The sequence below is a fragment of the Pseudoroseomonas sp. WGS1072 genome, from assembly GCF_049340465.1.
In the GTDB taxonomy this organism is placed as follows: Bacteria; Pseudomonadota; Alphaproteobacteria; order Acetobacterales; family Acetobacteraceae; genus Pseudoroseomonas.
In genome coordinates, this window is record NZ_JBMPSU010000001.1 from 594,916 (window position 1) to 608,746 (window position 13,831).

Annotated in this window: 11 protein-coding genes; 4 read left to right on the forward strand and 7 right to left on the reverse strand. The window is 69.4% G+C overall.

What is annotated here, in order from left to right; genetic code table 11:
* Window positions 1–9: 9 nt before the first annotated feature.
* Both ACF3NH_RS02905 and ACF3NH_RS02910 read right to left on the reverse strand, forming a co-directional pair.
* The gene (locus ACF3NH_RS02905) at window positions 10–1,392 is read right to left on the reverse strand and encodes an aminotransferase family protein (RefSeq protein WP_422921790.1); all 1,383 of its coding nucleotides are present in this window, start codon (window positions 1,390–1,392) and stop codon (window positions 10–12) included.
* Window positions 1,393–1,653: 261 nt separating this feature from the next.
* On the reverse strand, window positions 1,654–1,875 hold the full coding sequence (locus tag ACF3NH_RS02910) for a polysaccharide deacetylase family protein (protein ID WP_422921791.1): 222 nt from the start codon (window positions 1,873–1,875) through the stop codon (window positions 1,654–1,656).
* 114 nt (window positions 1,876–1,989) lie between these two features.
* On the opposite strand from ACF3NH_RS02910, the gene ACF3NH_RS02915 reads away from it, so the two are divergent.
* The gene (locus ACF3NH_RS02915; RefSeq protein ID WP_422924709.1) at window positions 1,990–2,589 is read left to right on the forward strand and encodes a substrate-binding domain-containing protein; all 600 of its coding nucleotides are present in this window, start codon (window positions 1,990–1,992) and stop codon (window positions 2,587–2,589) included.
* On the opposite strand, the gene ACF3NH_RS02920 is transcribed toward ACF3NH_RS02915, so the two are convergent.
* Together ACF3NH_RS02920 and ACF3NH_RS02925 are read right to left on the reverse strand one after the other, a co-directional pair.
* Window positions 2,546–5,677 carry an efflux RND transporter permease subunit gene (locus ACF3NH_RS02920; protein ID WP_422921792.1) on the reverse strand — a complete coding sequence of 1,044 codons (3,132 nt, stop codon included), beginning with the start codon at window positions 5,675–5,677 and terminating at the stop codon, window positions 2,546–2,548. The two genes, ACF3NH_RS02915 and ACF3NH_RS02920, sit on opposite strands and share 44 nt — an antisense overlap.
* Entirely contained in the window at window positions 5,674–6,819 is a 1,146-nt protein-coding gene (locus ACF3NH_RS02925) for an efflux RND transporter periplasmic adaptor subunit (protein ID WP_422921793.1), read from the reverse strand. Before ACF3NH_RS02925 ends, ACF3NH_RS02920 begins: the two co-directional genes overlap by 4 nt.
* Before the next feature lie 314 nt (window positions 6,820–7,133).
* Here ACF3NH_RS02925 and glsA point away from each other — a divergent pair, with 314 nt between their 5' ends.
* Together glsA and ACF3NH_RS02935 are read left to right on the forward strand one after the other, a co-directional pair.
* Window positions 7,134–8,141: a glutaminase A gene (glsA, locus tag ACF3NH_RS02930; RefSeq protein ID WP_422921794.1), complete on the forward strand. Its 1,008-nt coding sequence runs from the start codon at window positions 7,134–7,136 to the stop codon at window positions 8,139–8,141.
* Window positions 8,142–8,183: 42 nt separating this feature from the next.
* Window positions 8,184–9,818, forward strand: coding sequence for an MFS transporter (locus tag ACF3NH_RS02935; RefSeq protein WP_422921795.1), 1,635 nt, complete (start codon window positions 8,184–8,186; stop codon window positions 9,816–9,818).
* A gap of 61 nt (window positions 9,819–9,879) precedes the next feature.
* On the opposite strand, the gene ACF3NH_RS02940 is transcribed toward ACF3NH_RS02935, so the two are convergent.
* Window positions 9,880–10,935, reverse strand: a complete 1,056-nt coding sequence (locus ACF3NH_RS02940; RefSeq protein WP_198365819.1) for an AI-2E family transporter — start codon at window positions 10,933–10,935, stop codon at window positions 9,880–9,882.
* A gap of 32 nt (window positions 10,936–10,967) precedes the next feature.
* Window positions 10,968–12,182: a lipid A deacylase LpxR family protein gene (locus ACF3NH_RS02945; RefSeq protein ID WP_422921797.1), complete on the reverse strand. Its 1,215-nt coding sequence runs from the start codon at window positions 12,180–12,182 to the stop codon at window positions 10,968–10,970.
* Here ACF3NH_RS02945 and ACF3NH_RS02950 point away from each other — a divergent pair.
* Window positions 12,088–13,287 carry an MFS transporter gene (locus ACF3NH_RS02950; RefSeq protein WP_370591961.1) on the forward strand — a complete coding sequence of 400 codons (1,200 nt, stop codon included), beginning with the start codon at window positions 12,088–12,090 and terminating at the stop codon, window positions 13,285–13,287. The two genes, ACF3NH_RS02945 and ACF3NH_RS02950, sit on opposite strands and share 95 nt — an antisense overlap.
* A 65-nt stretch (window positions 13,288–13,352) precedes the next feature.
* Here ACF3NH_RS02950 and ACF3NH_RS02955 read toward each other — a convergent pair whose 3' ends face one another.
* Window positions 13,353–13,829: a YqhA family protein gene (locus ACF3NH_RS02955; RefSeq protein WP_422921798.1), complete on the reverse strand. Its 477-nt coding sequence runs from the start codon at window positions 13,827–13,829 to the stop codon at window positions 13,353–13,355.
* Window positions 13,830–13,831 lie beyond the last annotated feature (2 nt).

Sequence of the window (13,831 nt, forward strand, 5' to 3'; positions counted from 1 at the left end):
CGGGCCGCTTCAGCCGGTGACGGCGGTCAGCGCCTGCCCGATGACCTCGGTGATGCGGTCGATCTCCGCCTCGGTGGCGATCAGCGCGGGGCTCAGCGTCAGGGTGTTGTTCAGCCCGGGCAGGGAGCGGTTGGTGGCGCCGATGATGACGCCGAGCTCCATGCACTTCGCCACGACGGCCTGCACCTTGGCCTCGGCCAGCGGCTCCTTCGTCGCTCGGTCGGCCACCAGCTCCGCGCCCTGGAACAGGCCCAGGCCGCGCACCTCGCCGATGACGGCATGCTTCTCCTGCAGCGCCAGAAGGTTGTCGCGCAGCCGCGCGCCCATCCGTTGGGTGTTCTCGAGCAGGCCCTCATCCTCGATGATGCGGATGTTCTCGAGCGCCGCCGCCGGGCCGGCCAGGCAGCCGCCGAAGGTGGAGATGTCGCGGAAGTAGCTCATCGGGTCGGCGGGGTTGTCCTTGAACAGGTTGAAGACCTTCTCGGTCGTCACCGTGCAGGAGATCGCCGCGTAGCCCGAGGCCACGCCCTTGGCCATGGTCACGAAATCCGGCTCGATGCCGAACTGCTGGTAGCCGAACCACTTGCCGGTGCGGCCGAGACCGCAGACCACCTCGTCGATATGCAGCAGCACGTCGTACTTGCGGCAGATCTCCTGCACGCGCGGCCAGTAGCTGGCCGGGGGCACGATGACGCCGCCGCCGGCGGTGATCGGCTCCAGGCAGATCGCGCCCACCGTCTCCGGCCCCTCGCGCAGGATCACCGCCTCGATCGCATCGGCGGCGGCGATGCCGTAATCCTCGGCGTCCGGATACTGGCTGCGGTATTCGAGGCAGTGCGGCACCTCGACGAAGCCCTCCGGGTAGGGGCCGTAATCGGCGTTGCGCTGCGGCTGGCCGCAGGCGGCGAGGGCGCCGAAGGTGGTGCCGTGGTAGTCGCGCTCACGGTAGAGGATCTTCCACTTCTTACCGCCGTGATGGCGCGCGGCGATCTGCCGCACCATCTTGAAGGCCTTCTCGTTCGCCTCGGAGCCGGAGTTCGAGTAGTAGACGCGGGTCATGCCCGGCATCTTCTCGATCAGCCGCTTGGCGAAGGCGGCGCCCGGCGCGCTGCCCTTGGCGCCGGCGAAGTAGTTCAGCGTCACCAGCTGCTCGCGCACCACATCGGCGATGGATTCGCGACCGTAGCCGACATTCACCGTCCAGACGCCGCCCGAGGTGGCGTCGAGATACTCCTTGCCGGTGGCATCCCAGATCCGCATGCCCTTGCCCTCGACCATCAGCTGCGGGTCGACGGTCTCGTACTGCTTGTGCTGGGAGAGATGATGCCAGACATGCGCGCGGTCGGCCTCGATCAGCCCGGCGATGTCGTTGCTCTTCGGAACGTAGTTCATGATCAGCCCTTCGCTGGATCGTGCAAGCCGGACATGCGCCGTACGATCGGATCCCTGTCTCTCTCCACCGGCCAGGGTCGGGCGTCCTGTCCCCGGCCCGGCCGCCGCCCAGGCCCTCCGCGCGGTCCGGCGCGGCGGAGGGCCGCGCGGCCTCCTCCAGGCCGGCGCGGGGCCGCCGGTCGGGAAGAAGCCGCCCGGCCGGGCGCGAGGGACGTCCCGGAAGGCCTGTGCCGGGAGCCTAGGCCATGGCGCCCTCCCGCCTCAACCCCCGCCGCCCGGCGCGCGCCGGGCGCGGAACGCCTGCTGCACCTCGTCCAGCGTCAGGAACTCGGCGCCCCGCGCCGCCAGGCCGTCGATCAGCCGCTCCATCATCATCATCCGGTGGCCCCGGCCGCTGACATCGGGGTGGAAGGTATAGACCAGCATGCCCCAGTCGGTGTTCCGCCGCATGTAGTCGAAATCGGCCAGCCAGTTCTCCAGCACCGCCCCGGCATCACCCCGGCCGCGCGAGAGCGGGCGCCAGCGCCAGGCCGGCCGCGATCCCGCCGAACCCGCGGCGGGTAAGCGTGTTTCTTGTTGTCATGGACGTTCCTCGTGATGTCGGGGACCACAGGGTCCGGTCAGGCTACTCCGTCGTGCCGGAGGCGGGGCGGGCCCAGCGGCGGTCGAAGTCCCGGACTTCCTCGAAGCCCATCAGCGTGTTCATTCCGGCGAGGTCCTGCAGCCTGCCGTCGGGCAGGCCGCGCGTATCGCCCTCGCGGCGCCAGCCACGCCGCCGGCTTCGCCGCGGGCACCGCCCTGGCCGCCCTGGCGCCCGCGCGGCGCCCGGACGCCGTCTTCTGCGTCAGCGACATCCTGGCCATGGGAGGCATGGACGCCCTGCGGGAAGCCGGCGTCGCGGTGCCCGGCGACATCTCGGTGGTCGGCATGGACGGCATCGGACCCGCCCGCCAGCCTCCCTATCGCCTGACCACCGTGGCCCAGCCGCTGCAGGCCATGGTCGCGCGGGGGCTGGACCTGCTTGCCGCCCGCATCGGAGGCGCCGCCCTGCCGCGCGAGCGCGTCCTTCTACAGGGCGCGCTGATCCGGGGCCGCTCCGCACGGCTGCCCGCGGATGGCACGGAACAGGGGCGGGAAGACCGCGCCGCCATCCCTATCCCCGCTCCGCCCCGGGCGCGGCGAGGAACCGCGCCTTGAGCCTTTCCCGGACGGTCTGGACGATGACATAGAGCACCGGGATCATCAGCAGGCCGAGCAGGGTTCCGATCAGCAGGCCGCCGAAGAGGGTCATGCCGATCGAGCGCCGGCTCTCGGCCCCCGCCCCGCTCGCGATGACCAGCGGAACGACGCCGAGGACCGAGCTGAAGGCGGTCATGACCAGCGGGCGGAAACGCTGCCGCGTCGCGTCGATCGCCGCCTCCAGCGTGCTCATGCCCTGCTCCCGCCGGGTCTTGGCGAATTCGACGATGAGGATCGCGTTCTTCGCGGCCAGTCCGATCAGCAGAAGCAGGCCGATCTGCGAGTAGACGTCGATCGGCATTCCCGCCAGGGCCAGGCTGGCGAGGGCGCCCAGCACCGCCAGCGCCACGGACAGCATGACCGCCAGGGGAACGCTCCAGCTCTCATACTGGGCGACCAGGAAGAGGTAGGTGAAGACGATGCCGACGAGAATGATCATCATCGTCTCCGCCCCGGCCTGCCGTTCCTGCAGGGCGAGGCCGGTCCATTCGAAGCCGAAGCCCTCCGGCAGGCTCTCCAGCGCCAGTGCCTCCATGCGGTCCAGCGCGGCGCCGCTGCTGGCGCCGTCCGCGGCCTGCCCGTTGATGGCGACGGCGGGGAAAAGATTGTAGCGGTTGATGACGCTCGGCCCGAGGGTGGCGCGGGTCGTCACCAGGGCACGGAGCGGCACCAGCTCGCCCGAGCTGGCGCGCACATGCAGGCGCCCGATATCGGCCGCCTGGCTGCGGAAGCCCGCCTCGTCCTGGATGCGGACCTGGAACACGCGCGAGAGGATGTTGAAGTCGTCCACATAGGCGGAGCCGAGGTGCGCCTGCAGCGTCTGGAAGATCGCGCCCGGGGTCACGCCCAGCAACTCCGCGCGGTGGCGGTCGATCTGCAGATGGACCTGCGGCGTGTCGGCCCGGAAGGTGCTGAACACGGCGGTCAGGTCCGGGGCCTGGTTCGCCCGGACGATCAGGCCCCGCATCGCTTCCGCCAGTTCCTCCTGGCTCTGCCCGCCGCGGGCCTGGAGGCGGAGGTCGAACCCGCCCGTGGCGCCGAGCCCCGGAATGGCCGGTGGCACGAAGGCGACGACCGCCCCCGCCGTCACGGTGGCGAAGCGGGCCCGCAGGTGGGCCAGCACATGGTCAAGACGCCCGCTCGCATCGCGGCGCTCGCGCCAGGGCCTGAGCGCCGCGATGACCATGCCGGAATCGGAGCCGCCGCCGCCGAGAAGGCTGGCACCCGCGACGCCGATGACATTGTCGATGCCCGGCGTCGCGCGCACGATCCGCACCACCTCGTCCAGCGCGGCCTGCGTCCTCTCGAGCGAGGCGGCGCTCGGCAACTGCACATTCACGAAGATGTATCCGAGATCCTCGGAGGGGATGAAGCCCGTCGGCAGCGTGCGGAACAGGCCGGTCACGCCGGCCAGGACCGCCACCATGATCCCGCCCGCCAGCACCAGCCGCCGCGCCAGGCGGCCGAGCAGGGCCAGGTAGCCCCGCCGCGACCGCCCGATGACCCGCTCGAGAAGGGCGAAGACCCCGCCCCGCGGGCCGGCCGGCCGCCGCAGGAGGAGCACGCAGAGGGCGGGGCTCAGGGTCAGCGCGTTGACGGTCGAGAGCGTGATGGTCGCCATGATCGTCACGGCGAACTGTCCGTAGAGCTGCCCGGTGACGCCGGAGATGAAGCCGATCGGCAGGAACAGGGCGCCGAGCACCAGGGTCGTCACGACAATGGGCCCGGTGACCTGGCGCATCGTCTCCAGGGTGGCCTCGACGACGGCGAGGCTCTGCTCCTGCATGGCGCGCTGCACACCCTCGACGACGATGATGGCATCATCGACGACCAGGCTGATGGCCAGCACGATGGCGAAGAGGGTGACGGTGTTCGCCGAATAGCCCAGCGCGTAGAGGATGACGAATCCGCCGAGCAGCGAGACCGGGATCGTCAGCATCGGGATCAGCGTGGCGCGCCAGTCCTGCAGGAAGACATAGGTGACCAGGACGACCAGCAGGAAGGTGATGCCGAGCGTGATGGCGATCTCGCGGATCGTCTCGCTGACGAAGGCCGTGGTGTCGAAGACGACCGTCTGCGCGAGGTCCTCCGGAAACTGCGGTGCGGCGCGCGCCAGCTCCGACCGGACGGCGGAGGCGACGTTCAGGGCGTTGGCCTCCGGCGCGGCATAGATGACGAGGGTCGCGCTCGGCTGGCCGTTGAAGCGCGACCCGATGTCATAGGACTGCGCGCCGAGCTCGAGGCGGGCCACGTCGCGGAGGCTGACGATCGCGCCATCGGCATTCGTGCGCAGGACGATGTCGCCGAACTCCTCCGCCGTCTCCAGGCGCCCGCGCGCCATCACCGCCATCTGCAGCTCCTGCCCGGCGGGCGCGGGCGGCGCGCCGATCAGCCCCGCCGAGGCCTGCGCGTTGTGCGCGCGGATGGCCTCCGTGATATCGGCCGCCGTGATACCCAGGGCCTGCATGCGGTCGGGGTTCATCCAGACCCGCATGCTGTAGACCGGGCCGAAGACGCCGACATCCCCGACGCCCGGAATCCGGGCGAGGGCGTCGCGCAGATTGACCGAGGCGTAGTTGCTGATGAAGATCTCGTCGCGCGTGCCGCCCGGCGAGTAGAGCGACACGCCCATCAGCATGCTGGTGGAGCGGGCGCGGACGGACACGCCCGTCTGCGTCACGGCCGGCGGCAGCCGCGCCGTCGCCAGCGCCACACGGTTCTGCACATTCACCTGCGCCATGGCCGGATCGGTGCCGACGCGGAAGGTGACGGTCAGCGAATAGCTGCCGTTGTTGCCGGCGGAGGAGGACATGTACATCATGTCATCCACGCCGTTGACCTGCTCCTCGATCGGCGCGCCGACGCTGTTCATCAGCACCTCGGCGCTGGCACCGGGATAGCTGGCGCTGACCTGGACCTCCGGCGGCGTGATCGGCGGGAACTGCGCGACGGGAATCATGCTGAGGGCCAGCAGTCCGGCCAGGGTGGTGACCACCGCGATCACCATCGCGAAGCGGGGCCGCCGGACGAAGAGCGCGGCGATCATGGGCGGGCGAGCGCGCCGGCCACGGGCACGACGGCCACGGGCACGACGGTCACGGCGGCGCCGGGCCGCGCATTCTGCAGGCCCTGGACGATCAGCCGCTCGCCGCCCTTCAGCCCTTCCTCGACGATCCAGTTCTGATCGAGCTGCGCGCCTGTCCGGATGCGCCGCAGCACGACCTTGTCGTTGTCATCGGCAAGGAGCACGAAGCGCCCTTCCCGGTCCAGCTGCACCGCGCCCAGCGGCACGACGGGGCGCTGGCGGGGCGCATCCGGCTGCACGGCCACGGTGACGAACTGTCCGGGGACCAGCAGGCCGTCCGGGTTCGCGAAGCGGACGCGCACCGGCACCGTACCGGTCCGGGGATCGACCTCGTTGCCGATGAAGTCGATCTCGCCGGCGCCGGGATAGGTCTGGCCGGAGGACAGGGTCAGCGTCGGCACGAAGGTCTCCGCCGGCCCGGCCGTGGCGCCGCCGCGGAACTCCAGAAGGCTCTGGTCGCTCACCGAGAAGACGACGCGGATCGGATCGACCTGCACGATGCGGGCGAGCACCCCCGATGAGGGCGAGACGAGACTGCCCACCGCGACGGTGGTATGCCCGATCCGCCCCGCCAGCGGCGCGCGGATGATGGTGTAGCTGAGATTGAGTTCGGCCTGCCGCAGGTTGGCTTCCGCCGCCATGACGTTGGCGCGGCCGCGGTCCCGCGCGGCCAGGGCTTCCTCCAGCGCCGCCTGGGAGGCCGCCTGCGTCCGGCGGAGCTGCTGGCTGCGCTCGAAGCGCCCCTCGGCATCCCGCAGATCGGCCTCCGCGCCCGCCAGGCTGGCCCGCGCGGCGGAGAGGACGGCCTCGTAGCCCGCGCTCTCGATCCGGAAGAGGTCCTGACCCTGCTCGACGAACTGCCCTTCGCGGAAGCCGCGCGCCTCGACAAAGCCTTCGACGCGAGAGCGGATGTCGACCGCGTTGATCGCCTCCACGCGTCCGACGAAACGAGCCCCTGGCGCGACGTCCTCGACCGCCACGGGTGTGACGCTCACTGCCGGCGCCTGCGCCATCGCCGGCCCGCTCAGCGACAGCAGGGCCGCCAGAATGGCCAGCGGCGTTCCATAGCTGTAGCTGTCACGGGGAAGGATTACAGTTTGCATCAGCGACGTCTCCAACATTGGTACATCTGTCACGGCCGCTGCGGGCTCGCAACGGGCCGGACCACCGCAGGGGTCCGTCAGCATGCCGGACCTGCCCCACGGTGGCTCCCGAAAGCCCGCGCCGAGGAGGATTGACCACACCAATTTGTCATCCCCGTTCGCGTGGCGGACGTTGACATGCAAATTGACGACACTCTTTCGGAGGCGCAGCCTCACTGCAGAGGTGAAGGTATGCGCTCCGGCATGCCCGGGCTTCGACGACGCCCACTCAACAGAAGAACAACGATGTCGGTATCGGGAGGAGTAGGTCCGCCATGGAGGTGTCCCCATTTCCCCAGCCTTCCGAGGAGGAAGGCTATGATTACGTCTCGACCGGCCAGCTTCCCGACGAGGAGCCGGTCAAACGCCTGATCGACGAGGCCTACAACCGCTTCAAGGACTCCGAGGAGGGCGAGGTTTCCACCGTCTATCCCGCCCTGGCGCGGGTGCCGCCTCAGCAGTTCGGCATCTGCATCGTGGCGAATGACGGCGGGATCGCCGCCGTCGGGGATGTCGAGACGCCATTCACGATCATGAGCGTCTCCAAGCCATTTCTCTTCGCGCTGGTCTGTCAGCTCCTGGGCCCGCAGGCCGCACGCGAGAAGCTCGGCGTGAACGGCACCGGCCGCCCCTTCAATTCGCTGGCGGCCATCGAGTTCAGCCGCGACGGCAAGACGAATCCGATGGTCAATCCCGGCGCCATCGCGACGACGAGCCTGGTTCCCGGCCTGTCGGAGGCGGAGAAGTGGAGCTTCATTCATCAGGGCCTGAGCCGCTTCGCCGGCCGGCAGCTGGAGCTGGATGAGGAAACCTACCGCTGCGCCAGCGAGACCAATTTCCGCAACCGCGGCATCGCCAATGCGCTGCATGGGATGGGCGCCATCTACTCCGACCCGGCCGAGGCGACCGATCTCTACACCCGCCAGTGCTCGCTTCAGGTCACCGCGCGGGATCTAGCGATCATGGGCGCCACGCTGGCCGATGGCGGCGTCAATCCGGTGACCGGCGAGCAGATCGTCAGCCCGGAGGTCTGCCACTACACCCTGGCCGTCATGATCACCGCCGGGCTCTACGAAACCTCCGGAGACTGGCTCTACGAGATCGGCCTTCCGGGCAAGAGCGGCATCGGCGGCGGCATCGTCACCGTCTCCCCCGGGAAAGGCGGCCTCGGCACCTATGCGCCACGGCTGGACAAGGCGGGCAACAGCGTCAAGGGTCAGCAGGTGGCGCGGTTCCTGTCGCATCGCCTCGGCCTCGACCTGCTGGTGTCCAAGCCGGCCTGAGGCCATTCCGATTCTTTCGGCAAGCATGAACTGGAGAACGCCATGGCGCTCGACGCCGATGTGACAGGCCAGGACGCGGAGAGCCGCGAGAGCTGGGTTCCCCTCATGGCCATCGTGCTCGGCCAGATGATCATGTCGTTCAACGTGGCCTCTCTTCCCGTGGCGCTGGGCGGCATGGTGGCCAGCTTCGATGTGCCGCCGACCACGGTGGCCACCGGCATCGTGATGTACGGCATGCTGGTCGCGGGCTTCGTCATGCTGGGCGCGAAGCTTTCCCAGCGCTTCGGCCCGTCCCGCGTCTTCCGTGGCGCCATCCTCGCTTTCCTCGCGGCACAGGTGCTGATGACGCTCACGCCGACCGCGACGCTGATGATCACGGCGCAGGCCCTGTGCGGCCTTTCGGCCGCCGTGATCGTTCCCTGCCTGGTCGCGCTGATCGCCGAGAACTACCGCGGGCGCCAGCAGGCCACGGCGGTGGGCGCGCTGGGTTCGGCCCGCGCCGCCGCGGGGGTGCTGGCCTTCGTGATCGGCGGCGTTCTCGGCACCCATATCGGCTGGCGGCCCTCCTTCGGCATCCTGATCGTGGCCTCCGCCATCGCCTTCGCCGCCAGCCTGCGCCTCAAGCCCTCGACCCCGCATCCCGATGTCCGGATCGACCTGCTAGGCGTCGTGCTCGCGGCCGCCGCCATCATCTGCATCAGCTTCGGCTTCAACAACCTGAACCGCTGGGGCCTCGGATGGGCGCGGCCGGGGGCGCCGTTCGACCTCCTGGGCCTGTCCCCCGCGCCGGTGCTGATCATCCTCGGCATCGTGCTGGGCCAGGCCTTCCTGGCCTGGACGCACCGCGCCAGGGCGCAGGGACGGACGCCCCTGCTGGCGCTGGAGGTCGTGGATTCGCCGAAGGAGCGCTCCGCGGTCTATGCCCTGTTCGTCGTCGTGGCGCTGGAGGCGGCGCTGAACTTCCTGGTGCCGCTCTATATCCAGATCGTGCAGGGCCGATCGCCGATCGCCACGGCCGTGGCCATGATGCCCTTCAACCTGACCGTCTTCTTCACCGCCATGCTGGTCGTCAATCTCTACGACAAGATGACGCCGCGGCTGATCGCGCGGTGCAGCTTCGTCATCTGCACCGTGGCCCTGCTCTGGCTGGCCTTCGTCGTGCGCAACGACTGGAACGAGTGGCCTGTCCTGCTCGGGCTGATCCTCTTCGGCATCGGCCAGGGCGCGCTTGTCACCCTGCTGTTCAACGTGCTGGTCACCGCCTCGCCCAAGGAACTGGCCAGCGATGTCGGCTCGCTGCGGGGCACCACGCAGAACCTGGCCTCCGCCGTGGGCACCGCCGTCGCCGGGGCGCTCGTGGTCGGCCTGCTGAGCAGCGCCGTCCTCGGCAGGGTCACGGCCAGCCCGGTGCTGACCGAGGAGCTGCGCGCCCAGGTCAATCTCGACAACATCAACTTCGTCAGCAACGACCGCCTGCAGGCCGTGCTCAGCAACACGACGGCCTCGCCCGAGCAGGTGACCGAGGCGGTGCGGATCAACACCGAGGCCCGGTTGCGGGCCCTCAAGATCGGCCTGCTGATCATGGCCGGCCTGGCGCTCATCGCCATCATCCCGTCCGGCGGCCTGCCCAACTATCGTCCGGGCGACATCCCGCCGGATCCCGAGGCGGTCCGGTAGCGCCCGTCTTCGTCAGACACATCGGCCAGGGGGCGGGCGCCAGGGCATGGCGCCCGCCCCTTCATGATTCCCCGGAAGCCCGGCGCGGCACCGGATCGGAGGATGCGGCGGAAAGCAGGGCCGCGACCCAGCGGGTACGGGGATAGGCGCCACAGGCTTCCATGATGGCGATGGCGATCGGCACGCCGATGAAGGCGCCGGCAATGCCCCACAGGAAGCTCCAGAAGAAGACCGCCAGCAGAATGAGGAAGGGCGAGATCGCCAGCGCGTTGCCCGCCACGCGCGGTTCCACATAGGTGCCGATGAGATTCTGCGTGAGGATCATGACGAGCATGACACCGACCGCCGGCGTCAGGGCCCCGAACTGCACCCCGGCGAGCAGCGCCGGCAGGATCGTCGCGACCAGGGGGCCGATGAAGGGGAGGTAGTTCAGCACGAAGGCGAGCACACCCCATTCCAGGGCCAGTTCCAGATGAAACAGCAGTGCGATGCCATAGACACAGAGGCCTGTCGCCAGGCTCATCACCGTGCGGACCAGCAGGTAGTGCTGGAACTTCCGCGAGGTCGACCTGGCGACGCGCAACGCCCGGCCGCCATGGCCCTCCGGCCCCAGCGCCTCCAGCCGGCGCGCCACCGGCCCCGCCTCCGGCAGGCCCAGGATGATGAAGATCAGCATCAGCATCATGAAGCTGATGAAGCCTTGCAGATAGGCCGCCAGGCTGCGCGCGGTGCGCAGCATCATGGAGACATCGAGCTGCCCGGCCAGGGCGGCGGCCGTGTCCAGCCCCTGGGCGTCGAGCATGGCCGTCGCCGCCGCGTAGAGGGCCAGGATGCTGGCGCTGTTCTCGACCAGCCAGTGACCGGCGCGGTTGACGGCCCAGACGGCGAGGCTGCCGAAAGCGCCCACGACGGTCACGATGGCCAGCAGCATCAGCAGCATCGCCAGCGGGCGCGGCAGGATGCGTTCCAGCTGCCGCTGCCACGGGACGACCGATGCGATGATGAACAGGGCGACGGTCAGCGGCGCCATCAGGGACGCCGCCGCCCAAAGCCCGGCGAGCACCAGCACAACCGCCCCGAGTCCCAGCAGGACGGGAAGAAAACCGCCGGCCTTCATGAAGGGAGTCCCCGGTCGTTACGACCGGTATCCTAGAACGGAATGGTCAGGCTGATCGCGCCGAAACTCTGCCCCCCCTTCTGCTCGCTGAACTCCTTCGACTGCCAGACCTGGGTATAGGCCAGCCGCATGCCGCGCCAGAAGACGGCCAGTCCCGCCTCGATCTCGCCGACCACGGGCCGCCGATCGACACTGGCGCTGTCGCGCCAGGTGCTGCCGTCGAGGAACAGGTTGCGCGCCACGCCGCGCCCTCCGATACCGCCGAAGACATACCAGCCTAAGGCCTGTCTCGGCCGTCCCGGCACGCTGTCCCCGAGGGAGGGCCGCAGGCGGGACGGGCCCCAGTCCGCATCGAGCGCGTCGCCCAGGCGGAAGGTGATCCCGCCGCCGGCATAGGTATGGGCCGTTCCGAGCGACAGGGTCGCGGCCGGGATGATCTCGGTGTCGAAGGTGCCGAGACGGCCCGTGGAAACCCGCCAGTTGCGTTCCGCCAGGACGCCGAAGGTCGGCTCGTCGCGCAACTGTGTGTCCCAGCCCTCGGCGTGGTACTTGTTGATGACGTCGTGCCAGCGGTTCTGGATGAACTCGCCGCCGGCGCCGGGGCCGACCAGGCCGAGCTGGAAGGCCAGCACGGTGCGTTCGTGCTCCGTGGCCCGCTCCAGGCCGAGCGTGAGGGACAGGTGGCCGGCATAGGGGCGGTCGCGGGGATCGGGACGCCGGTTTCGGATGTCCTCCGGCGTGAAGATCGCCTGGTCGAGCGACAGGGACCATCGGAACGCACCATCGCCGAGCAGCCAGTCGAACTGCCGGTCGAGCCAGGAGAGAGCGGCGGGAGGCGCGCCGACGGGCGAGGTCCAGCCCAGCCGCAGACCGTTGGTGTAGTAGCGGTCCGTGCCGCCCCACATGTCGTTCTCGTTGAGCAGTGTCAGCATGCCCCGGTCCTGGGGCGCTTCCGCCGGCCCTTGCGCCCGGGCGGCCGATCCTGTCATCAGGCCCACCGTCAGGACGGACAGCAGGCAGGCCATGGCCCGAGCCGGCGCGCGCCGTGGGGGAGGATCCGCGACATGGCGCTTGTCCTCGGCGGGGCAGTCTGATCGGGTTGGGAATGCCGCGGAAGCAGCTCTGTGGTTCATGATCACGAAGGAGTCCCCGGTGCGCGCACAGCTTGGCACCCTGATTCTGGCAACCAGCCTGATCCAGCTGGCAAACGGCTTCTTCACGACGGTGGTCTCGCTGCGGCTCGGCATCGAATCCTTCGATCCCGCCTTTGAGGGTATTGTCCTGAGCGCCTATTTCATCGGCTTCACCATCGGCGCCGTCTCCTGTGGCCGACTTCTGCAGAGGATCGGCCATATCCGATCCTATACGGCCTTCGGGGGCATTGTCATCGCCGCGACGGCCGCGATGTCGGCCGTCAGCGACCTCGCCGCCTGGAGCGTGTTGCGCGCCGCGATCGGTTACGGCTGCGCCGGCCTTTTCGTGACGACGGAGAGCTGGCTGCACGCCAAGGCGCCCCGCGCGATACGGGGCCGGGTCTTCGCCTTCTACATGGTCGGCACCTTTCTGGCCCTGGCGGTCGGCCAGCTGCTCATCGCCTCCTTTCCTGTCGAGGGCAGCCTGCCGTTCAGCATCATCTCGGTGACCTTCGCCCTGGCGCTGATCATGGTGAGCACCACGCGCGCCGAGCCGCCACCGCTCACCGTCGAGGAAGGGCTGACCTACGGCGAACTGCTGCGCGCGGCGCCGCTGGCCGTGCTGGGATGCTTCATCGCCGGCATGGTGGGCGCGACCTTCTACGCCGTCTTCCCGGCCTGGATGCTGGTGAACGACATTCCGCAGACGACCATCTCGCTGTTCATGCTCACCGCCGTGCTGGGCGGATTCGCCTTCCAGGTCCCCGTCGGCCTGCTCTCGGACCGGCTGGACCGGCGCCTGCTGGCGGGGGCCCTCGCGGCGGGCGTGGCGGGCACCGCGCTCGCCCTGAGCATCGCGCCGAAGACCTTCGCCGCGATCCTGCCCCTGGCGGCGCTGCTGGGCGGGTTCATGTCGGCGCTCTACCCGGTCTGCGTCTCCCACGCGATGGACCACCTGCCGGCGGAACGCGTTGTCTCCATCAGCGGCCGCATGATCCTGGTGAGCGGCATAGGCTCGGCCTGCGGGCCGGTCTCCGCCTCCTGGATCATGGGCCACCTCGACATCGACGGCGTCCTGTACCTCATGGCGGGCGCCGCCGGGGTCCTGATGGCCGCCTCGCTGCTCCGCGCCGCCACGCGGGCCGAGCCGGAACACGAGGAGCGGCCTTTTGCCGTCGTCGCGCCACAGTCGATCCAGATGGCGCCGGACCTGGGGTGATCCGCCGGTGATCCCCGCCAGGCGGCATTCCGGACCTCTCCTGAAGGCGCCCGGAATGCCGCGCGTCAGTCGTCGCTCCTGCGGCTCTTCACCAGGAAGAACACCAGCGAGGCGATCACCAGGGCGCAGGCCGCGCCGAAGGATGCGATGCCCAGATTGCCTTCCCAGGCGACCGCCTCGCGCAGGAACAGCACCGCCAGGACCGCGATGACGACGCTGATGAGATTGTCCTTGAGATCCTCCAGGTTCTGGAGCCGCAGCCAGGACGGGCGGGGCAGCTTCTCATCGATGAAGAGCGTGTAGAGGCCGATGCTCGTGATGTAGCTGGCGATCGCGATCAGGAAGACGTCGATGGCCTGGATGACCTCGACGGCGAAGATCTTCATCACCGTCTGGTTCACCTCTCCCCGCTGCGCCAGTTCGATCGCGGAGGCGATCGTGACGGCGCTCTGGTAGAATAGCATGACGAAGGAGCATGCCAGCGTCACGGCGAAGGGGATGATCATGATGAAGCGACTGACGGAGAGAAGGCGCTGGATCATGT

What these genes read in the sequence shown, in the direction of transcription:
- ACF3NH_RS02905 (WP_422921790.1), bottom strand. Translation starts at nt 1,392, where the DNA reads ATGAACTACGTTCCGAAGAGCAACGACATCGCCGGGCTGATCGAGGCC.
- ACF3NH_RS02915 (WP_422924709.1), top strand. Translation starts at nt 1,990, where the DNA reads ATGTCGGGGACCACAGGGTCCGGTCAGGCTACTCCGTCGTGCCGGAGG.
- ACF3NH_RS02920 (WP_422921792.1), bottom strand. Translation starts at nt 5,677, where the DNA reads ATGATCGCCGCGCTCTTCGTCCGGCGGCCCCGCTTCGCGATGGTGATC.
- ACF3NH_RS02925 (WP_422921793.1), bottom strand. Translation starts at nt 6,819, where the DNA reads ATGCAAACTGTAATCCTTCCCCGTGACAGCTACAGCTATGGAACGCCG.
- glsA (WP_422921794.1), top strand. Translation starts at nt 7,134, where the DNA reads ATGGAGGTGTCCCCATTTCCCCAGCCTTCCGAGGAGGAAGGCTATGAT.
- ACF3NH_RS02935 (WP_422921795.1), top strand. Translation starts at nt 8,184, where the DNA reads ATGGCGCTCGACGCCGATGTGACAGGCCAGGACGCGGAGAGCCGCGAG.
- ACF3NH_RS02940 (WP_198365819.1), bottom strand. Translation starts at nt 10,935, where the DNA reads ATGAAGGCCGGCGGTTTTCTTCCCGTCCTGCTGGGACTCGGGGCGGTT.
- ACF3NH_RS02945 (WP_422921797.1), bottom strand. Translation starts at nt 12,182, where the DNA reads ATGCCGAGCCGCAGCGAGACCACCGTCGTGAAGAAGCCGTTTGCCAGC.
- ACF3NH_RS02955 (WP_422921798.1), bottom strand. Translation starts at nt 13,829, where the DNA reads ATGATCCAGCGCCTTCTCTCCGTCAGTCGCTTCATCATGATCATCCCC.